General features: G+C 73.4%; 18 protein-coding genes. 9 read left to right on the forward strand and 9 right to left on the reverse strand.

From position 1 onward, the window contains the following. Positions 1 to 24: 24 nt before the first annotated feature. From BD833_RS00990 to BD833_RS01000, 3 genes are all read right to left on the reverse strand, one after another. Positions 25 to 1146 (reverse strand): amidohydrolase family protein, encoded by a 1122-nt coding sequence (locus BD833_RS00990; protein ID WP_166531260.1) that lies wholly within the window; start codon positions 1144 to 1146, stop codon positions 25 to 27. Between the two features lie 64 nt (positions 1147 to 1210). Beyond that, complete coding sequence (locus BD833_RS00995; protein ID WP_166531261.1) at positions 1211 to 2134, reverse strand: VOC family protein; 924 nt, start codon at positions 2132 to 2134, stop codon at positions 1211 to 1213. A gap of 41 nt (positions 2135 to 2175) precedes the next feature. Next, positions 2176 to 3873 carry an FAD-dependent oxidoreductase gene (locus BD833_RS01000; protein WP_208092263.1) on the reverse strand — a complete coding sequence of 566 codons (1698 nt, stop codon included), beginning with the start codon at positions 3871 to 3873 and terminating at the stop codon, positions 2176 to 2178. Positions 3874 to 3949: 76 nt separating this feature from the next. Between BD833_RS01000 and BD833_RS01005 the strand changes: the two genes are divergently transcribed. From BD833_RS01005 to BD833_RS01015, 3 genes are all read left to right on the forward strand, one after another. Continuing rightward, a complete protein-coding gene (locus tag BD833_RS01005; RefSeq protein ID WP_243737367.1) occupies positions 3950 to 4750 on the forward strand; it encodes an IclR family transcriptional regulator in 801 nt (266 codons plus the stop codon). Between the two features lie 101 nt (positions 4751 to 4851). Further along, complete coding sequence (locus tag BD833_RS01010; RefSeq protein WP_166531263.1) at positions 4852 to 6105, forward strand: MFS transporter; 1254 nt, start codon at positions 4852 to 4854, stop codon at positions 6103 to 6105. Between the two features lie 68 nt (positions 6106 to 6173). Further along, complete coding sequence (locus BD833_RS01015) at positions 6174 to 6581, forward strand: QsdR family transcriptional regulator (protein WP_279535986.1); 408 nt, start codon at positions 6174 to 6176, stop codon at positions 6579 to 6581. A 249-nt stretch (positions 6582 to 6830) separates the two neighbouring features. On the opposite strand, the gene BD833_RS01020 is transcribed toward BD833_RS01015, so the two are convergent. Next, a complete protein-coding gene (locus BD833_RS01020) occupies positions 6831 to 7271 on the reverse strand; it encodes an SRPBCC family protein (protein ID WP_208092264.1) in 441 nt (146 codons plus the stop codon). Positions 7272 to 7484: 213 nt separating this feature from the next. Between BD833_RS01020 and BD833_RS01025 the strand changes: the two genes are divergently transcribed. Genes BD833_RS01025 through BD833_RS01035 form a run of 3 tightly spaced genes read left to right on the forward strand, consistent with a single transcriptional unit; the run spans position 7485 to position 11493 of the window. Further along, the gene (locus BD833_RS01025) at positions 7485 to 9671 is read left to right on the forward strand and encodes an MMPL family transporter (RefSeq protein ID WP_166531265.1); all 2187 of its coding nucleotides are present in this window, start codon (positions 7485 to 7487) and stop codon (positions 9669 to 9671) included. After that, the gene (locus tag BD833_RS01030; RefSeq protein ID WP_166531266.1) at positions 9671 to 10834 is read left to right on the forward strand and encodes a sensor histidine kinase; all 1164 of its coding nucleotides are present in this window, start codon (positions 9671 to 9673) and stop codon (positions 10832 to 10834) included. Before BD833_RS01025 ends, BD833_RS01030 begins: the two co-directional genes overlap by 1 nt. Beyond that, positions 10831 to 11493 carry a response regulator gene (locus tag BD833_RS01035; protein WP_166531267.1) on the forward strand — a complete coding sequence of 221 codons (663 nt, stop codon included), beginning with the start codon at positions 10831 to 10833 and terminating at the stop codon, positions 11491 to 11493. Before BD833_RS01030 ends, BD833_RS01035 begins: the two co-directional genes overlap by 4 nt. Positions 11494 to 11499: 6 nt before the next feature. Here BD833_RS01035 and BD833_RS01040 read toward each other — a convergent pair whose 3' ends face one another. Beyond that, on the reverse strand, positions 11500 to 12057 hold the full coding sequence (locus tag BD833_RS01040) for a trimeric intracellular cation channel family protein (protein WP_166531268.1): 558 nt from the start codon (positions 12055 to 12057) through the stop codon (positions 11500 to 11502). Positions 12058 to 12128: 71 nt separating this feature from the next. Further along, on the reverse strand, positions 12129 to 13214 hold the full coding sequence (locus BD833_RS01045) for an alpha/beta fold hydrolase (RefSeq protein ID WP_166531269.1): 1086 nt from the start codon (positions 13212 to 13214) through the stop codon (positions 12129 to 12131). Positions 13215 to 13292: 78 nt separating this feature from the next. Between BD833_RS01045 and BD833_RS01050 the strand changes: the two genes are divergently transcribed. Further along, positions 13293 to 14090: a MerR family transcriptional regulator gene (locus BD833_RS01050; RefSeq protein WP_166531270.1), complete on the forward strand. Its 798-nt coding sequence runs from the start codon at positions 13293 to 13295 to the stop codon at positions 14088 to 14090. 239 nt (positions 14091 to 14329) lie between these two features. Here the strand turns inward: BD833_RS01050 and BD833_RS01055 are convergent, their stop codons facing one another. Continuing rightward, positions 14330 to 15448 carry an MFS transporter gene (locus BD833_RS01055; protein ID WP_208092265.1) on the reverse strand — a complete coding sequence of 373 codons (1119 nt, stop codon included), beginning with the start codon at positions 15446 to 15448 and terminating at the stop codon, positions 14330 to 14332. A gap of 95 nt (positions 15449 to 15543) precedes the next feature. After that, positions 15544 to 16227 carry an SDR family NAD(P)-dependent oxidoreductase gene (locus BD833_RS01060; protein ID WP_166531271.1) on the reverse strand — a complete coding sequence of 228 codons (684 nt, stop codon included), beginning with the start codon at positions 16225 to 16227 and terminating at the stop codon, positions 15544 to 15546. 139 nt (positions 16228 to 16366) lie between these two features. On the opposite strand from BD833_RS01060, the gene BD833_RS01065 reads away from it, so the two are divergent. Further along, positions 16367 to 17224 carry a helix-turn-helix domain-containing protein gene (locus BD833_RS01065; protein ID WP_208092266.1) on the forward strand — a complete coding sequence of 286 codons (858 nt, stop codon included), beginning with the start codon at positions 16367 to 16369 and terminating at the stop codon, positions 17222 to 17224. Further along, positions 17221 to 17877: an NADPH-dependent F420 reductase gene (locus BD833_RS01070; protein ID WP_166531272.1), complete on the forward strand. Its 657-nt coding sequence runs from the start codon at positions 17221 to 17223 to the stop codon at positions 17875 to 17877. The genes BD833_RS01065 and BD833_RS01070 overlap by 4 nt, the downstream gene beginning before the upstream one ends. An 80-nt stretch (positions 17878 to 17957) precedes the next feature. Here the strand turns inward: BD833_RS01070 and BD833_RS01075 are convergent, their stop codons facing one another. Next, positions 17958 to 18746, reverse strand: coding sequence for an SDR family oxidoreductase (locus BD833_RS01075; RefSeq protein WP_166531273.1), 789 nt, complete (start codon positions 18744 to 18746; stop codon positions 17958 to 17960). Between the last annotated feature and the right edge of the window lie 54 nt (positions 18747 to 18800).

Consider the following 18800-nt stretch of genomic DNA (forward strand, 5'->3'; position numbering starts at 1 on the left):
ACCTCAGGGGCGGACGACGGCGGGCTAGATGCCGGCCTGGATGCCGGCGCACCACACGGCGCGGACGGCCCGCGTCGCCCGGATGTCGGCCACGGGATCGCCGTCGAGGAGGACCAGGTCGGCCCTGCGGCCGGGAGCGATCACTCCCCGGTCCGTCAGGCCGAAGTGCTCGGCCGGCAGGACGGTGGCCGCCCGCAGCGCCTCGACGGTCGACAGGCCGGCGTCGACGAGGAGCTCGAGCTCGCTGTGGAGTGCCACCCCGTGCGGAACGTTGGCCGGCGCGCCGGGATCGAGGTTCGCGTCGGTACCGGCCAGGACGGGCACGCCCTGGCGGTGCAGCTCGGCGACGGAAGCGCGGGCGCGGACGAAGTCCACCGGCGGCCCCCCCGGTGCGCGGCCGAGGACGTCGGCGACCGCCGACATCATGGTGAGGGTCGGAACGGCGGCCACTCCCCCGGCGACCATCCGCGCGACCAGGTCGGCGTCCAGCGGCCGGCCGATCGGCACGTGGGTGACGATGTCCACGCCCGCGCTCACCGCCATCTCCGTCGCCAGGGGGCTCGTCGCGTGGGCGATCGTGCGCAGCCCCCGGGCTCGGGCCGCGGCGGCCAGCGCGTCGAGCCTCGGCTGGTCCAGCGCCGCCGGACCCACGAGGGTCGGGTCCTCCACGATGAGCTTGACGTAGTCGACCCCCTCGGCGGCCCGGGCAGCGACGAACGCCTCCGCCTGCTCGGGCCCCGCGAGGGCCGAGTCGGGCGGATAGCCCATGTGGGTGGTGTGCGGACCGCCCGGCGCGCTGGCCGGGGCCCCGGCGCTGCGGACGTCGGTCCGGCCGGGCCGGTGCCGCAGCGAGTCGATCAGCGACGGCGGCCAGCTGGCCATGTCCAGCACGGTGGTCACCCCGGCGTCGCGGCTCCGGTCGAGGTCCTCCGGCGTGCGCACGTGCACGTGGGCGTCGATGAGCCCGGGCAGCAGCGTCCCGCCCGCCCCGTCGACCACGGTGGCGCCGCTGGGGTCGCCGCCGTCGAGGTCGACGATCCGGCCGTCCTCGATCACGACGGTGGTGAGGTCGGTCAGCCCCCAGCCGTCGAAGACGCGCACGTTCGTGATCGCCGTACGGCCGGTGCCGCCGTGGATCGGATCCATCCTGGTACTCCTCTCGATCGCAACCCGCAGCCGCTGCGTCGGCCGATCGGGCGCAGGGTGCGGGTCAGGCGTTGCTGTGGGCGCCGGTCATGAGGGCGGCGAGGTCTTCAGGCTTGAGGAAGGACGCCGGCGGCGGCGGGCCCCAGTTGAACAGGCCCTTGGCGCCCTCGAGGATCTCCGGGGTCCAGAGCTGGTCGTCGACGATGCAGTCCATGTCGGAGTAGTACTCGGAGAAGTTGCCGGCGGGGTCCTTGAGGTACCAGAAGAAGTTGGAGCCGGCGTGGTGGCGTCCCAGGCCCCACACGTGCCGATCGGGGTCGTCCTCGAGCATGGCCATGGCGCCGCGGCCCACCTCGTCGACGTCGTCGACCTGCCAGGAGGAGTGGTGCAGGAAGGTGACCGGGGCGCGCAGCACGAGCAGGTTGTGGTGGTCGACCGAGCACCGCATGAACGCGCCTTCGCCCTTGATGACGTCGGACAGCTTGAACCCGAGGCCCTCGGTGAAGAACGCCTGGGTGACCGCGACGTCGGTGGAGCCGACGACGACGTGGCCGAGCTTGCGCGGCTGGACGCGGTCGGTGCGCAGCACGCCCGGCGCGCGGGCGCCGGTGCGCTCGTAGCGGCCCGGGCCGTTGTAGGCGGTGGCCGCCACCGCGTTCTGCTCCACCCGCGGGGCGATCTCGACGGTGGCGCGCACACCGGTGGCCTTCTCGGTGGCGGTGACGGCGGCCGGGCCCGCGACGGCGCCGATGCCCATGCGGCGCAGGTTGCTGGCGACGCGGGCGATGTCGTCGGCGTCGTCGGCGCCGACGTGCAGCTCCACCAGCCGGCGGGTCGGTGTCGCGACGATGCGCAGCTGGCGGCCCCCGTCGCGGGTGGCGAACCAGCCGTCCCCGACCGGGGTGAGCCCGAAGTCGGTGTAGTAGGCGGCGGTCTCCTCGACGTTGGGCACGCCCATGGTGATCGAGGTGAGGCGGTGCAGAGCCATGACGATGCTTCTCTCGTGGAGGGGGCGGTCGGTCGGGTGGATCAGTCAGCGCGGCTGAGGTGGGCGGCGGACGGCCGGTCGGCGTCCGTCGCGGGGTCGATGTGGACCGCGCCTCGGACGTGGTCCAGCAGTGGGCCGGGGTCGGCGGGGAGCTCGTCGTCCCGCCAGGCCACCAGGGCGTCGGGCCGGACGAGCAGGTAGCGGGCGCCGAAGAGGGCGTGCGCGTCGGGACGGTTCAGCCGGAGCACCTGCAGCGGCAGCCCTCGCCTCGCGGCCGCGGAGCGCCAGGACTCCGACGCCGGGGATGCGCCGACCTCCAGCAGGGTCAGTCCCGGACCGAGGCGGTCGTACAGCGACTCCCCGGGGGCCGGCCACAGGTGCGGCAACCGCATGCCGGGCGCGGCCGACGGCCGGTAGACCGAGGTCTCCGACGCAGGTGCGGGACGGTCGTCGGGGACGACGCGGGGGGACTCCGGGCAGCCCGTGCCCAGGACGAAGCCCGAGGTGTACATCTCCGACGTCTTCGCCCGCCGGACGGCGTCGGCAGCGGCGAGGCGCGCATCGTGTGCGGCGGGCCCGTCACCGTCGAGGTCCGGGCGGGCCAGTTCCGGCGTCAGCACCGCCATGTTGCGCTCGGCCTCGGCGATGGCCGCAGCGGCCACGGGCCTGCGCTCGGCCTCGTAGGAGTCCAGCAGCTGCTCACCACCCCAGCCGGAGAGGTGGGCGGCGAGCTTCCAGCCGAGGTCGACGGCGTCGCCGATACCGGTGTTGGCCCCGAACCCTCCCCAGGGCGGGTTGAGGTGGGCGGCATCGCCGAGGAGGAAGCAGCGCCCGTCCCGGTAGCGGTCGGCGATGAGCATCCGCGCCGTCCAGGGATCCTGGGAGCGGACCTGGATCGGCACGTCCGCGCCGACCATCGTCCGCAGTGCCTGCTCGGTCCACCCCGGCGTCGCGTCCAGGGGTGCACCGATGATGATCGCCCACCAGCTGTCCGCGGTGTCCAACCGGCCCAGCAGACCGCTGACCTCGGGGTTGAGCACCCAGTACTGCACGGCCCGGCCCTGCGGGTGCCGCTCCCCCAGGCCGGGGGCGTCGAAGACCGCCTGCAGGTTCGGGATCGCGTGGGTCCGCCCCCCGAGCGGGATGCCCAGGGTGCGGCGCACGCCACTGCGGCCGCCGTCGGCGGCGGCGAGGTACCGACCGCGGACGAGCGAACGGTGGCCCTCGGCGTCCTCGACGGTGACGTGCACCGACGTCCCGTCCTGCTCGACGTCCACGACCCGCTCGCCGTACCGGGCGGTGACGGTGGGACGGTCGGCCAACGTCTCGCGCAGCGCTGCCTCGAGGCGGTACTGAGCCGTCCACTGCGCGGGCTCGGGAAGCTCCGAGCGGGGCACGTCGGACAGGGCGAACACGCCGTCGAACCGCTCGATCTGGTGCCCGGTGAGGCTGGTGCAGAAGACGGCGGAGTCCGACCAGCCGAACGGCAGCTCCGAGGCGGCACGGACGGCGTCGGCGATCCCGAGCCGGCGGAAGTGCTCCATCGACCGCGGGTTCACCTGCTTGCACCGCGGGGACGACCTGTCCGGCTCGGTGCGCGGCTCGATCAGCACGACGTCGATCCCGCGGCTGCCGAGCTCGTGGGCCAGCGTGAGACCGACGGGGCCCCCGCCGACGACGACGACGTCGGTCTCCACGACATCGGGGGCCGGCTGTGCGGCTCGGGAGGCTGCGCTCATGCCGGAAGTCTCGGTGGGGTGACGGGGGCCACAACACGGTGGTTTCATCCAGTGGACCGATCGGGAGGAGATGGCGGTGGCGGGACGACCTGCGGCAGCCGACGGTGCGGCGCCGGGCGAGGCGGTCATCGACCGGGCGCTGCGTCTGCTGGCGGCCTTCGAGAACCGCGGCGACGCGTTGTCGCTCGCCCAGCTCAGCACCCGGGCCGGGTTGCCGAAGGCGACGACGCTGCGGCTCGCTCGCCGGCTCGCGGCCTGGGGCGCCCTGGAGCGCACGGGGGACGGCGACTACGTGATCGGCCTGCGACTGCTGGAGGTCGCTTCGCTCTCCCCCCGGGGCCACGGGCTGCGGTCGGCCGCGCTGCCGTTCATGGAGGACCTGCACCACGCGACCGGACAGCACGTGCTCCTCGCGGTCCGGGACGAGCGGGAGGCCGTCCTGGTCGAACGGTTGTCCGCGCACCGGGCGGGACAGGTCCTCTTCCGGGTCGGCGGCCGAATCCCCCTGCACGCCACCGGCGTGGGGCTTGTGCTTCTCGCGTTCGGCCCCCGGGAACTGCAGGAGGAGGTGATGGCCGGAGATCTGCCGCTGCCGGCGGAGCGGCGCAGCCTGTCCCCCGACGAGCTCCGGCGGACCGTGGCCCGCGTGCGACGGGAAGGCGTGGCCGTGGCGTCGCTGCAGCACCCCGAGCCGATGTCATCGGTGGCGGCGCCCGTCCTCGACGGCCAGCAGACGGTCATCGCCGCGCTGTCGGTCGTCGCCCCGACCGCGTCGCTGCAACCGGCGACCATCGCTCCGGCCGTCGTGGCGGTGGCGCGGGCGGTATCCCGCGCTGTTCAGCGCAGCGGTCCGCGCCTACCCCTGACGTCTGGCTGACGGCTCGTACCACTGGGTGAAATTGCCCTGGGTGCGCCGGATCACCGCCTCGCACTCTCTCCCCACGCAGTGATCCCGCTCACTCCTGGAGGAAATCCGTCATGGCCACCGGTACCCCGCAGCACCAACGATCAGGGCCCGTCCTGCTGCTCGGCGTGCTCGTCCTCTTCATCGACGGGTACGACCTGTTCATCCTCGGCGCCGTCGGTCCTTCCCTCCTCCAGTACGAGCCCTGGGGCGCCACCCCGGCCACCCTCGGCATGCTGGGCAGCATCACCGCGGTCGGCGGCGCCCTGGGTGCCGTGGTCGCGGGGTGGGCCGGCGACGTCTACGGCCGCCGGCTGCCGATGATGCTCAGCCTGGCCTGGGTCTCGCTCTGGATGGCGGCCTCGGCGGTCGCCCCCAGCCTCGGGCTCTTCGCCTTCACGCGCTTCGCCGTCGGCATCGGCCTCGGCGCGCTGATCCCGCTGGTGGTCGCGGTCGTCACGGAGGCCGCCCCGTCCACCCGCCGCAGCCTGTGGGTGGGGATCGCGATGACCGGTGTCGCCTTCGGCGGCCTGGGTGCCGCGTTCGCCGCTCGCGCCCTGCTCGGCTCGGCACCCTTCCAGCAGCTGTTCCTGATCGGCGCGGTCGCCGTCGTGCTGCTCCCGCTCGTCTGGCGCCTGGTCCCCGGGGGTGCCCCGGTGGTCCACCTGGCGTCCGAGCTCTCGCCCGCGGCCACCGGTAGCCGGGCCGCCCAGCTGCTCGCCCCCGCGAACCGCCGGGCCACCCTGCTCTTCTGGGCCGCCACCTTCCTCGGCCTCGTCGTCGTCTACGGCGCCAGCACCTTCCTGCCGACGCTCATGGTCAACGCCGGCTACGACCTGAACTCCTCGCTCGAGTTCCTCATCACGTTCAACGCCGGCGCGATCCTCGGCACCCTGGTCGTGACCGCACTGGCCGACCGTGGCCGTCTCCAGGCCATCACCGTCGGCTGCGCGCTGGTCGCCGCCGCCGCCTTCCTGGTGCTCTCCACGCCGCAGGCACGCTGGCTGCTGCTGGTCATGGCTGCGGCTGCGGGTCTGGGCGCGCTGGGCACGCAGAACCTGGTGAACAGCTACGTGGCCCGCTACCACGAGCCGCGGCTGCGCGGCACGGCGCTGGGCTTCAGCCTGGGCGTCGGACGGCTCGGCGCGATCGCCGGACCGCTGTACCTGTCTGCGGTCACCGTCGCGTTCACCTCCCCGAAGGCAGGCTTCTACGCCTTCATCGTGCCCGCGGTGCTCGGGGCGCTCGTCATCTCACTCATCCCCCGGCAGCGAACCGAGCACTTGGTCCGGGCCGCCCCGGGCGTCGCGGCGCCGGCGTCCATCTGATCCGCACGGTTCGGGCAACGGCCCCTGACCCGCCGCTCGGCGGGGTCAGGGGCTCGTCCGAGCGGTCGTTGACGACGGGCCTGCGCCGGCGGGAGGCGGAGCGACCGGCCGGGGCACCGCTGTGTGCGGGCACCGGCCGGCACGTGGACCTGATGCTGGCAGAGGCGACCGGGCTCCGACGGCGGCTCGACCAGGAGCCGACCCGCGCGATCCGCGTGCTCACCGATCCGCCGGGTCCTGTGCAGCCCGGGTGCATCGCGTTCGTCGAGAACCTGCTGCGCCACGACATGGAGGAGTCCGGCCCCGAGTTGACGGTAGAACCGTGGGATCTCGCGTACGCACTGGTGCGGCTCAACGAGTCGTTCGTCTACGCCGACGTCCTGGCCGCCCGGCTCCCGGACGTCGCCACCGCCGGCGGGAACTTCGCCGACACCCACCACCCGGAGTCTCCAGAGGTAGGTCGCGCCATCGCCTGATCCGCACCGCCCTCCTCCACTCGCCGCCTGCCGCCCGTCCGGAGAGAGTCGGAGCTCGCTCCCATGGCGTCCTGCGCCGCCTGACCTCCACTGTTCCTCGAGAGCGGCTACGACAGGACGTCGCTGGCCCACACCATGCGATCGAGGAGGCCGTGCGGACGATGGTCGCGCGCTATGGCGCCTGATCGACGTGCGGCGACTCCGCACGGTGGCCCGGGACCGCACGGCGCCCCGGGACACGGACGCGGTTCACTGCGCGGACGAGGAGGACGCCAGACCGTCGGCCATCCTCTGCATCATGCCGCGCATGATGCGGCGCATCAGCCACCCGGTGCCCCGGCGAGCGGTGTAGCTGCCTGACCACCGGATGACCGTCCCCCCGGACGACGTCTCGTCCAGTTCGATCACCGCGGCGTAGTCGGAGATGAAGGCGCTGCGCACTCCCTCGTAGGCGAGACGCCGGGGAGGGTCGAGAGCGGTGATGCGCTCGACCGTGACCACCCTGCCGGTGCGGAAGGCCCGGGTGGCACCGACGCCGTCACGGCCATCGGGTGCCAGCCCCTCGGACTCCTCTAGGACCAGCTCGTCGACGGCCGACCAGCTCGGCCAGCTGGCGGCGTCGAGCAGCAACGACCACAGCTCACGGCGCGGGGCCGCCGACACTGCTCGCGCGGCATAGGTGAGCACCACGGCGCTCCTTCCAGGGGCATGGGACGACGACAGGGCTCACCGAACCACCCGCCGAGCGGTCCGTCGCCGCCGCAGCTGCCCGCGAAGACCCCGGCGGGCCCGGTTCCCACCTACTGCGATCTGCGTAGCCGAAGCCTGCGTCTGCACGACGACGGGACCCCTGCCGGGACGCAACGCTGCTCGGGACAACCACGACAGCTGGGGTGCTCCGACATGGCAGGTCTGCTCGATCGTCTCGGCCGCTTCTCCTTCCGTCGGCGGTGGTCGGTCGCTGTGCTCTGGGTGCTCGTCCTCGCCGGGGCGGTGACGTCCGCCGTCACGTCCGAGGGGCCGGTGACCACCCTGGCGACGATCCCCGGGATCGAGTCGCAGGACGCCTTCGACCTCCTCGCGGAGCGCTTCCCGGGCACTCCGGCGGACAGCGCGTCGGCCACCCTGGTCTTCGTCGCTCCCGACGGCGGGTCGCTGGAGGCGCCGGCGAACCAGGCTGCGGTCGAGGCGGCGCTGGCCACCGTCGCCGACAGCCGGCAGGTGATGCGGGTCGTGCCACCCTCGGCGGGCGCGAGCATCAGCGCCGACGGCTCGACCGGCTTCGCGTCGGTGAGCTACGACGTGCCGTCGGCGGAGGTCACCGACGAGTCGCGCGCCCTGCTGGAGGCGGCGGTGGAGCAGGCCCGGGACGACGGGCTGACCGCGGAGATGCGCGGTTCGGCGCTCAGGACCCCGACCAGCATGAGCGCCACCGAGCTCCTCGGGGTCGCCATCGCGGCCGTCGTCCTGCTGATGACCTTCGGCTCCCTCGTGGCCGCTGGGCTGCCGCTGGTGACGGCGATCGTCGGGGTGGCCGTCTCGTTCCTCGGCATCTGGGCACTCGCCGGCCCACTGGGCATGGCGATCACCAGCGGGATGCTCGCGCTGATGCTCGGGCTCGCGGTCGGCATCGACTACGCGATGTTCGTCGTCTCCCGGTACCAGGAGGAACGGCTCACCGACGACGACGCCGAGACGGCCGCCGGTCGCGCCGTCGGCACCGCCGGATCCGCGGTCGTCTTCGCCGGGACGACGGTGGTGATCGCGCTCGCCGGGCTGTTCGTGGTCGGCATCCCGTCGCTGATGAAGATGGGGCTGGCCGCCGCCGGCGCCGTCGTCGTCGCCGTCCTGGTGGCGCTGACCCTGGTCCCGGCGCTGCTGGGCATGTTCCCGAACCGGGTCCGGTCGCGGGCGCAGCGGCGGGGCGGGCGCACCTCGCCCCGCGTCCCGGTGGCCCGGACGTGGATGCGGCTGGTGCGCCGCCGCCCCCTCCTGGTCACGGTGGCCGGGGTGGCGGTGCTCGCCGCCGTCGCCGTCCCGGCGCTGTCGTTGCAGCTGGGCACCCCCGGCGATGCCACGCTGCCGACCACGGCCACCGAGCGCCGGGCCTACGAGCTGCGGGCCGAGGCGTTCGGGCCCGGCTCCAACGGTCCGCTCACGGTGGTGGTCGACGCGCGCGGCGCCGCAGATCCGGAGACCGCGGTGGCGGCCGCCGCCGACAGCGTCGCGGCCACCGACGGCGTGGTGTCGGTGTCGACGCCGACCTTCAACCAGCAGGGGGACACCGCCGTCCTCACCGCCGTCCCCACCACCGGGCCGACCGACGAGCGCACCGAGGCGCTGGTGGAGTCGCTGCGCGCCGACCGCTCGGCCGTGGAGCGCGACCAGGGCGTGAGCTACGAGATCACCGGGACGACGGCGCTCGACATCGACATGGCGCAGAAGACCCAGTCGGCGCTCGTGCCCTACGTCGCGCTCGTCGTCGGCCTGGCGGTGCTGCTCCTGCTGGTGGTGTTCCGCTCGATCTGGGTGCCGATCAAGGCCGCGGTCGGCTTCCTGCTCTCCCTGTTCGCCTCGATCGGGGTGATCGTCGCGGTCTTCCAGTGGGGCTGGGCAGGTGATCTGATCGGTGTCGAGCAGACCGGCCCGGTCATGAGCCTCATGCCGATCCTCCTGGTGGGGATCGTGTTCGGGCTGGCGATGGACTACGAGGTGTTCCTGGTGTCGCGGATGCGTGAGGCGCACGCGCACGGTGTGCCGGCCCGGGAGGCCATCGTCACCGGCTTCGGGCAGAGCTCGAAGGTCGTGGTCGCCGCAGCGGTGATCATGGTCGCGGTCTTCGGTGGGTTCGCGGCGGCCTCGGAACCGCTGATCAAGATGGTGGGTCTCGGGCTGGCCGCAGCGGTCTTCTTCGACGCGTTCGTCGTCCGCCTGACGCTGGTGCCCGCCGTCCTGCAGCTCCTCGGTGAGCGGGCGTGGGAGCTGCCGCGCTGGCTCGACCGGCTCCTGCCGCACGTCGACGTGGAGGGCACCGCACTGGCTTCCACCCCGACCGAGGCGCGACCCGACCTGGCGCTGAGCAGCCGCTGATGAGCACCGGCCGGATCGGGGTGCGGAACGCGGCGGCCGCGCTCGTGGCGTTCCTCTTCGCCGCCCTCGGTGCCAGCATCGGCACCCAGGGGATCATCGGTCCGGCCGTGCTCGTGCCCGGCGTGCTGCTCAGCCTGGTCGCCAGCGGCGCGCTGCTCCTCGCCGCCCGGTGGCCGCGCGCCGCGACGGCCGTCGCGATCTGCTGCGAGACCGCCGCGTGCGCGCTCGGCTACCTGCCGACGCCGCTGCTGCTGGCCCCGCTGATCGGCTGCCTGTACTGGCTCGCGGTCGTCGGGTCGGTGCGGGCGGTCGCCTGGTGGACCGGGTCCGCGGTGGCCGCGGTGATCCTGGGCGGCCTGACGGACACGCCCACCGGGGGCTCGCTGGTGCTGCGCACCGTCGGCGTCGCGCTGTGGCTGCTGCCGGCGGTGTTCGCCGGCCGGACGGCCCAGGCCCAGCGGTCCTACCTCGACGTGGTCCGGGCCCGCGCCGAGGACGCCGAGCGCAGCCGGGACGACGAGGTCCGGCACCGGGTGGGCGAGGAGCGACTGCGCATCGCGCGGGAGCTGCACGACGTCGTCGCCCACCACCTCACCGTGGCCCACGCGCAGGCCGGCACCGCGGAGCACCTGCTGGAGCGGCGTCCCGAGCAGGCCCGGGAGCTGCTGGCCGGGCTCGGCGTCTCCACGTCGGCGGCGCTCCAGGAGCTCAAGGCCACCGTGGCGGTGCTGCGCACCTCCGACGACGACCCCCCGGTGGACACCGTGCCGGCACCGGGGCTCGACCAGCTCGACGAACTGGTCGAGCCCTGCCGGGCGGCCGGCATCGACGTCACGGTGGTCCGCGAGGGATCGCCGGCGCGCCTGCCCCGGCTGGTCGACGTCACCGCCCACCGGGTCGTCCAGGAGGCCCTGACCAACGTCACCAAGCACGCGGTCCGGCCGTCCGTGACGATCACCGTGCGCCGCACCGAGGACGCCTTCTGCGTCCACGTCGAGAACACCGGGGTCCGACCCGGGCCGGCGGGATCGGGCTACGGGCTGATCGGGATGCGCGAACGCGCGCTCGCGCTGGACGGCACGGTGGTGGCCGGCCCGGTCGGGTCCGAGCGGTACGCCGTGACCTTCACCGTCCCGCTGGAGCCCTGGGAGGGACCCCGATGATCCGGGTGCTGCTCGCGGACGACCAGGCGCTGCTGCGCTCGACGTTCAGCATGCTGATCGACTCCGAGGACGACCTGACGGTCGTCGCGGAGGCCGCCAACGGCGCGGAGGCGGTCGATCTCGCCCAGCGGCACCGTCCGGACGTCGTCCTGATGGACATCCGGATGCCGGTCCTGGACGGGCTGGCCGCGACCCGGCAGATCTGCTCCGACCCCGGCCTGGCCGGCACGCGGGTGCTGATCCTGACCACCTTCGAGTCCGACGAGCACGTGGCGCACGCGCTCCGGGCCGGGGCGAGCGGCTTCCTGGGCAAGGACGTCTCGCCCGCCGGTCTGCTCGACGGCATCCGGACCGTCGTAGGTGGAGAGGCGCTGCTCTCGCCGGCCGCCACCCGGGTGCTGGTGAACCGCTTCCTCGCGAGCCCCGACGGCATCGGCGACCTGCCGCGCGGGCTGCTCCCGTCGCTGACCGACCGCGAGCGGGAGATCACCGGCCTGGCCGCGCACGGCCTGTCCAACCAGCAGATCGCCGAGCGGCTGGTCGTGAGCCCCCTGACGGTCCGCACCCACGTGCAACGGGCGATGACGAAGCTGGGCGCGCGCGACCGGGCGCAGCTGGTCGTCATCGCCTACCAGGAGGGGCTGGTACGTACTGCCTGACGGGGGTCACGGCTCGGTCGTCGTGGCTGCTCCACGATGCCTGCGCGAGGTCCACCCGCACGTCGTCGCCGCGGTGCAGCACGGGGGTGGATTCCTCGCAGAACCGTGCGAGACCGCGTAGAGCTCGGAGTCCGGGCGGAACAGCGCCGGGGTCTCGCGCGCCAGCACGTCGCGGAGGACGCCGCCGCCAACGGCGGTCGTCACCCCGAGCAGCGCGGCCGCCACGGGCGCGAGCCCGGCGTCGAGCGCCTTCTCGGTCCCCGCGACGCAGAAGAGGCCCAGGCCCGCCGCGTCGAAGACGAGCAGTGGTCTGCCGAGCCGCCCGAGCCAGGGGTGGGCGACGGACGTGACCGCGGCCGCCGTCAGGGCCACGACCAGGTACTGCCACCCGGTGAACGCCGGAGGTGGCGTGTCACCGAGCACGACGTCGCGGACGATGCCGCCGCCGAGAGCGGTGATCACCGCGAGGAACGCGATGCCCACGACGTCGAAGTCCCGGCCGATCGCGGTCAGCGCGCCGGAGACCGCGAAGGCGAAGACGCCGACCAGCTCCAGAACCTGCATGGGAGTTCCCGGTCCGGTGCCGGGCCGCTCCACCCGGGAGGCGGAGCGGTCCGGCCGACGGGGCCCGTGGATCAGGCGGCCGTCGCGCGGGCGGCCTCGTCGATGAGGCGGGCGACGACGTCGGGCCGGGAGACGGTCACGGCATGGGAGGCGTCGACCTCGACGGCGTGCGACGACGCCCGCTCCGCCATGAACCGCTGCGCGTCCGCCGGGACGGCGAGGTCCTGGAGCGTGACGAGGGTCCAGGACGGGATCGTCCTCCAGGCCGCCTTCGTCGCTTTGTCCGCCAGCGCATCGCCGATGATGGGCCGCTGGGTGACGGCCATCAGCTCGGCGACGTCCGCCGGCACGTCCGCGGCGAAGATCGGCCGGAACTTCTCCTGCTCGATGTAGAGGTCGTCGACCGTCTGCGCGTCCGGGCGGCGGACGGGCACGGGGCGCAGGGCCGAGCCGAGCTCGTTGCCGGGGAACTTCCCGGCCAGCTCGCCGGTGCTCTCCCCCTCGTCGAGCAGGAAGCTGGCGACGAACACCAGCGCCTTCACCCGCGGGTGCCCGTCGGCGGCCTCGCTCATGACGCTGCCGCCGTAGGAGTGGCCGGCGAGGACGATCGGTCCGTCCACGGTGTCCAGGACGTCGCGCAGGAACTGCGCATCACCGTCCAGGGAGCGCAGCGGGTTGGCCACCGCGATCGCCGGATAGCCGTCCCGCCGCAGCTGGGCGACCACGCCGTTCCAGCTCGACGAGTCGGCGAAGGCCCCGTGCACGAGCACCACCGTGGGCTTGCCCGTGCGGGCCTCGGCCTCGGACGGCGCGATGACGAGCTCCTCGATGGAGTCGCCGTCCATCGCGAACCGGTAGCGGAGGTCGACGACGCCACCGGGGAAGTCGCCCTCCAGGTGCTTCGTGGCGACCCAGTGCCCGTCGCCGGTGCGCTGCGCACCGACGAGGGTGCTGGTGTACGTGTACTCGGCTCCGGCCTTGGCCAGGAAGCGGCGGAGCTCCTCGGTCCCGCGGTAGGTCACGCCGTCGTCGACGACCACGGCGGTGGGCGTGAAGGCGCGCAGCGCGGTGTCCGCGTCGCCGGCGTCGTGCGCCGCCAGGTAGCTGCGGATCGGGGCCGGGAGCTGGTCGGGCTGGATGGTGTCCGGGATGGTCATGGCCCCACGGTGCGGCCTGCCGGCGCGGGAGGGTCAAGCGCTGGACCCTCCCCCGGGGAGAGGGTGCACAGTGCACGCATGCTGGCGATCGGTGAGTTCTCCCGGCTGACCCACCTCAGCGTGCGCACGCTGCGCCGCTACCACGACGCCGGCCTGCTCGAGCCCGCGACCGTGGACCCCGCGAGCGGTTACCGCTACTACAGCGCGGAGCAGATCCCGACCGCCCAGGTCATCCACCGGCTCCGCGAGCTCGACGTCCCGCTCCCCGACGTGCAGCGGATCCTGCGCTCACCCGACCCGCGCACCCGCGCCGGCCTGGTCGCCGACCACCTGCGGCGGCTCGAGTCCGAGCTGGACCGCACCCGCGGCGCGGTGGCGTCGCTGCGCCGGCTGCTCCGGCCGGAGCCGGCCCCGTTGGACGTCGAGCTGCGCGCGGTCCCGGCGACGACGGTGGCCGCGGTCGAGGACGACGTGGCGCACGAAGAGGTGCTCGGCTGGTACGCCGGCGCCATGGCCGAGCTGGACGCCGTCGTCCGCGAGCCCACCGGTCCCCCGGGCGGGCTCTACGACAACGCGCTGTTCGAGGAGGGCCGCGGGCGCCTGCTCGTGTACCGGCCGACGGCGGAACCGCCGCGCAGCGGCCGGGTGCATCCGGTCACCCTGCCCAGCGTGGAGCTGGCGGTCACCACCCACGCCGGGGAGCACGACGACATCGACGTCACCTACGGCGAGCTCGGCACCTGGGTGGTGGGCAACGCGCTCGCCGTCGCCGGCCCTGTTCGCGAGACCTACCTCGTCGGCCCACGGGACACCCCCGACCCGGCCGCCTGGCGCACCGAGATCGGCTGGCCCGTCTTCCGGATGGCCCCGCGCTGAGTGGTCCGCCTGTCCGGCCCTGGTGCTCCCGGCGGTCGAGGCCATGGCCGCGCAGCATGCGAACCGTGCAGATCAACCCCATCGGCGGCCCAGAAGTCCTCGACGTCGTCGACACCCCCGAGCCGGAGGCCGTTCCGGCCAGCAGCTCTACGCCGTCTCCACCGCCGGGATGGACCACGCCGACACCCACCTCCGGCTGTCGGCCGACTGGACAGCGGATCAGCAGCACGAGCGGGCCCTCAACCCAGGCGGCGCAGGGCCACCAGCACTCCGGCACCCGCGATCGATGCGGCACCACCGACCAGCAGCGGCGATCCGGCCGAGATGCCGTCGACGAGCACCCCACCGACAGCCGCGCCGATGGCGATGGCGACGTTGCAGACCGTCACGATGAGCCCACCGATCTGCTCGAGGCGCGTCGGCTCGATCCTGGCGCCCCAGCTCAGCACCGTCGTCGGCACGCCTCCGAAGCCGAAGCCCCAGAGCACGGCTGCGGCGAACAGGCCGACGACCGAACCGCCGACGGCCAGCAGGGCCAGCATCCCGATCCCGAGCACAGCCGGGAACAGGAGCAGCCCGACCTGCGGCGCACGGTCGGCCACCGGGCCGCTCAGCGCCGTGCCGAGGAAGGCGGCGAGGCCGAACACGAGGAACAGCAGGGCCAGGCCGCCGGAGTCGATCCCGGACATGCTCTCCACGGCGGGCCGGATGTAGGTGAAGCCGCTGAAGTGACCGCCGAAGACCAGCAGGACCGCGAGCAGACCGAACAGCACCACGCCGGAGCGCAGGACCGACCCCAGCGCCCGGACTCCGCTCGCCGCCGTGGGAGCGACGCTCGGCAGCGTTGCCGCCTGCACGGCCAGCGCGACCACGGCGACACCGGCGCCGAGCACGAACACGCCCCGCCAGCCCCAGACCCCGCCCAGCCAGGCGCCGAGCGGGACGGCTGCGACGGTTGCGGCCGCCACGCCGGAGTTGATGACGGTCAGGGCGCGTCCGACATGATCGGGGGGCACGAGGTGCGCGGCCATCGAGGTGGCCAGCGCCCAGAACCCGCCGAGGGCGACGCCCAGCAGCAGCCGCGCGGACAGCAGCACGACCAGATTCGGCGCGACCGCGACGATGAGGTTCGAGATCGCCGCGAGAAGCGTCAGCCCGATCATGACGCGGCGCCGGTCGGCACGCGGCAGGACCACCGAGATGAACAGCGCAGACAGCGCGGCGGCGAACGCGGTGACGCTGACCGCCTGTCCCGCCGCACCGGCCGACACGCGAAGGTCCTCCGCCATGCGCGGCAGCAGACTGGCCGGGAGGAACTCCGACATGACGATCGCGAGGATCCCGAGACTCAGCGACACGACGCCGCCCCAGGACGGGCGCTCCGCCGTCGCGCCGGTCCGGCCCGTCGCTGCGTGGGGGCCGGCCGCGGGATGCCCGAGGTGCTCGCACGTGCTCACCACGGCAGTTCCCCGGCCTCGTCCTGCAAGGTTCCCGTCGGGCGGTTTCGGTCCAGGGCGGCCAGACGCACGACGACCCGGGCACTCTCCTCGACCGGTCGCCCGATCCCGAAGGCGGCGGTCATGTCGGTGGCGGTGGTGCCCGGCTCGAGGGCGTTGAACGTGATGTCGGGGTGGGCCTTGGCGTACTGCACCGTGAGCATGGTGGCTGCGGCCTTGGACGCCGAGTACAGCACGAGCGGCAGACCGAACTCCGGCCGCTCCGGGTTGGTGACCGCCCAGAACGACCCGGCGCTGCTGGAGATGACGACGACGTTCGGATTCGACGACCGGCGGAGCAGGGGCAGCGCCGCCTCCGTGACGCGCACGATCCCCACCGCGTTCGTGTCGAAGGAGCGCAGCGCCGCCGGGCCGTCGAGGCCGGTCTCCAGGACGCCGGCGTTGTGCACGAGGACGTCGAGGTGGCCCTCGGCTTCGTCGATGGCCGCGAGAGCGCTGCCCACGGAGGCGTCGTCGGTGACGTCGAGCTGGACGGAGCGCGCTCCGATCTCCGCGGCGGCCTTCCCGCCACGCTCGATGTCCCGGGCGCCGATGTAGACGGTGTGCCCCAGCTCCACGAGCTGTCTGGCGGTCTCGAACCCGATGCCCTTGTTGGCGCCGGTGATCAGGGTGACGGTCATCGTGTCCTCTCGAAATGGTCGGCCCGGACAGGCCGTTGTGGACGCTATGAACCGGGAGACGAGTCACCCAGAGCCCTCCGCAGCCCGGGGTGCGACAGGGCCCCCGCTGAGCGGTCGACGGCGGCCTACGGTCGCTGGCGTGGACGAGTCGACGAATCCCCTCGGGGCGTTTCTGCGTGCCCGGCGCGAGCTGGTGACGCCCCAGCGGGCAGGCATCCCGAACGCCGGTGTGCGGCGGGTGCCGGGGCTGCGGCGCGAGGAGGTCGCGCTGCTCGCGGGCATCAGTGCCGACTACTACCTGCGACTGGAACGGGGCCGCGACCGTCACCCGTCCCTGCAGGTGCTCGAGTCCATCGCCCGCGTGCTACAGCTCGACGACGACCATTTCGCGCACCTGCTGACGCTGGTCGCCGACGTCCCCCGGCAGCGGAAGCGCCGGCCGCGCAAGGAGGCCCCACCGGCCGGAGTGCTCAAGTTCCTGGCTTCCCTCGCCCAGCCCGCCTTCATCGAGGACCGGTACTTCGACATCCTCGCCTCGAACAGCCTGGCCGTCGCGCTCTCACCCGGGCTCGCCGTCGGGGGCAACCAGCTGCGCGACATGTTCCTGGATCCGGCCGAGCAGGCGCTCCACCCGGAGTGGGAGAACGTCACGGAATGCTTCATGGCGAATCTCCGGCAGGCCGTCGGCACCGACGTCGATGATCCCCGCTTCATCGAGCTCACCGGCGAGCTCTCGTTGGCGAGTCCGCGGTTCCGGCAGCTCTGGGCCCGGCACGAGGTTCGTGGGCAGCGCGGAACGCCGATCCGGCTCGATCACCCGCAGGTCGGCGAGCTGACCCTCAACCGGGAGCGGCTCGCCATCAACGGCACCCAGGGCCTCATGCTCGTCGTGTACCACCCGGACGCCGGTTCGGATGCCGAGGACAAGCTGTCGCTCCTGGCCGCCGCCGCCCTGCCGACCGCGCGCACACGACACGAAGTCCCGAGCCGGCCGTGACGACGATCGGGATCATCGGCGCGGGCGAGGTCGGGAGCCAGCTGGCCCGTGCGGCGGTCGTCCACGGGTACGAGGTGGTCCTCGCCAACTCCCGGGGGCCGGAGACCCTCAGGGACCTCGTGGCCGAGCTCGGCCCGTCCGTGCGGGCCGCCCATGCAGCGGAGGCTGCCGCGGCCGGGGACTTCGCGGTGCTCGCCTTCCCCTACCGACCCGTGGACGACCTGCCCGTGCGGGAGCTCGCGGGGAAGATCGTGCTGGACACGAACAACTACATGGTCTGGCGCGACGGGCACCATCCGGTGATCGATTCGGGCGAGAAGACGGTGCACGAGCTGCGCCAGGAGCAGCTCCCGACGTCGAGGATCGCCAAGGCGTTCACCCACATCCAGGCGCCGAGCCTCTTCCGGTTCGCCCGGCCGGCCGACTCCCCCGACCGCATGGCGCTCGCCGTCTCGAGCGACCACCGCGAGGCCGTCGAGCTGGTGACGCGGCTGTACGACCAGTTCGGCTTCGACACCGTGGACAACAGCCCACTGAGCGAGTCCTGGCGCTCGGCCCCCGGCACGCCCATGTGGCACTTCCACGACACGGGGCAGAGCCGTGAGCAACTGGTCCTCAACCTGAGCCGAGCCACACGCCCCACCGCCCGCTGACGGGCGCGCCGCCGAGCAGCCCGTCCGCATCAGCCTGCCATCAGCGGGTGCCCCGTCCCATCACGGCGCCGGCACAGGGCTCAGCCCGACCGGGGCCCGGAACGTCGGACGCCGTGCGGGTCGAGGTGGTTGAGGGTCGCGACGACGTGGTCGTAGTCGCCGCGCGCTTCGCCGTACCGGAGGAACTTCACGTTCTCCACCTGGATCTCCCGTGCGTCCGGCTGGGTGCGGATCAGCTCGGTGACCTCGTCCACGAAGTCGGCCAGGGGCATGGCGAACTCGCTCTCCTCCTGCCCGGGCAGCAGCGCGGTGCGCACCGACGGCGGCTCCAGCTCGACCACGGCCACGCTCGTTCCCGACAGCTGGAGCCGGAGGGACTCGCTGAGCATGTGGATGGCGGCCTTCGTGGCGTTGTAGCTGGGCGTGATCCGGAGCGGAGCGAACGCCAGTCCGGAGGAGACCGTCATGATCGTCGCGTCGGGCCGGGAGCGCAGGTGCTCGATGAACGCGCCGATGAGGCGGATCGGACCGAGCAGGTTGGTCGTGACCGTCTCCTCGGCCGAGGCCAGGAACCCGCTGGGCGTCGTCCAGTCCTCGACGCGCATGATCCCGGCCATCGTGACCAGCACGTCGAGGTCCGGGTGCTCGGCCGTGACCTGGGCAGCGGCGCGCTGGATGCTCCCCGGGTCGGTGGTGTCGATCTGGACGGCGTGCAGACCGGGGTGCTCGGCCGTGATCTGCTCCAGCAGCGCGGTGCGCCGCCCGCCGACGATGACCGTGTTGCCCTCGTCGTGCAGCCGCAGCGCCAGGGCCAGGCCGATGCCGCTGGTCGCGCCAGGGATGAAGACGGTGTTGCCTGCGATGTCCATGGCCTGAGCGTTCGCCGGGTCGGGCCGCCGTGGCAGAGCGCGGTGATCGGGGGA

The organism is Blastococcus xanthinilyticus (genome assembly GCF_008124835.1).
Classification (GTDB): Bacteria; Actinomycetota; Actinomycetes; order Mycobacteriales; family Geodermatophilaceae; genus Blastococcus; species Blastococcus xanthinilyticus.

Coding starts and splice junctions, on each gene's coding strand:
- BD833_RS01045 (WP_166531269.1), bottom strand. CDS start 13,214: ATGACCATCCCGGACACCATCCAGCCCGACCAGCTCCCGGCCCCGATC.
- BD833_RS00995 (WP_166531261.1), bottom strand. CDS start 2,134: ATGGCTCTGCACCGCCTCACCTCGATCACCATGGGCGTGCCCAACGTC.
- BD833_RS00990 (WP_166531260.1), bottom strand. CDS start 1,146: ATGGATCCGATCCACGGCGGCACCGGCCGTACGGCGATCACGAACGTG.
- BD833_RS01025 (WP_166531265.1), top strand. CDS start 7,485: ATGGCAGGTCTGCTCGATCGTCTCGGCCGCTTCTCCTTCCGTCGGCGG.
- BD833_RS01035 (WP_166531267.1), top strand. CDS start 10,831: ATGATCCGGGTGCTGCTCGCGGACGACCAGGCGCTGCTGCGCTCGACG.
- BD833_RS01030 (WP_166531266.1), top strand. CDS start 9,671: ATGAGCACCGGCCGGATCGGGGTGCGGAACGCGGCGGCCGCGCTCGTG.
- BD833_RS01000 (WP_208092263.1), bottom strand. CDS start 3,873: ATGAGCGCAGCCTCCCGAGCCGCACAGCCGGCCCCCGATGTCGTGGAG.
- BD833_RS01010 (WP_166531263.1), top strand. CDS start 4,852: ATGGCCACCGGTACCCCGCAGCACCAACGATCAGGGCCCGTCCTGCTG.
- BD833_RS01050 (WP_166531270.1), top strand. CDS start 13,293: ATGCTGGCGATCGGTGAGTTCTCCCGGCTGACCCACCTCAGCGTGCGC.
- BD833_RS01040 (WP_166531268.1), bottom strand. CDS start 12,057: ATGCAGGTTCTGGAGCTGGTCGGCGTCTTCGCCTTCGCGGTCTCCGGC.
- BD833_RS01075 (WP_166531273.1), bottom strand. CDS start 18,746: ATGGACATCGCAGGCAACACCGTCTTCATCCCTGGCGCGACCAGCGGC.
- BD833_RS01060 (WP_166531271.1), bottom strand. CDS start 16,227: ATGACCGTCACCCTGATCACCGGCGCCAACAAGGGCATCGGGTTCGAG.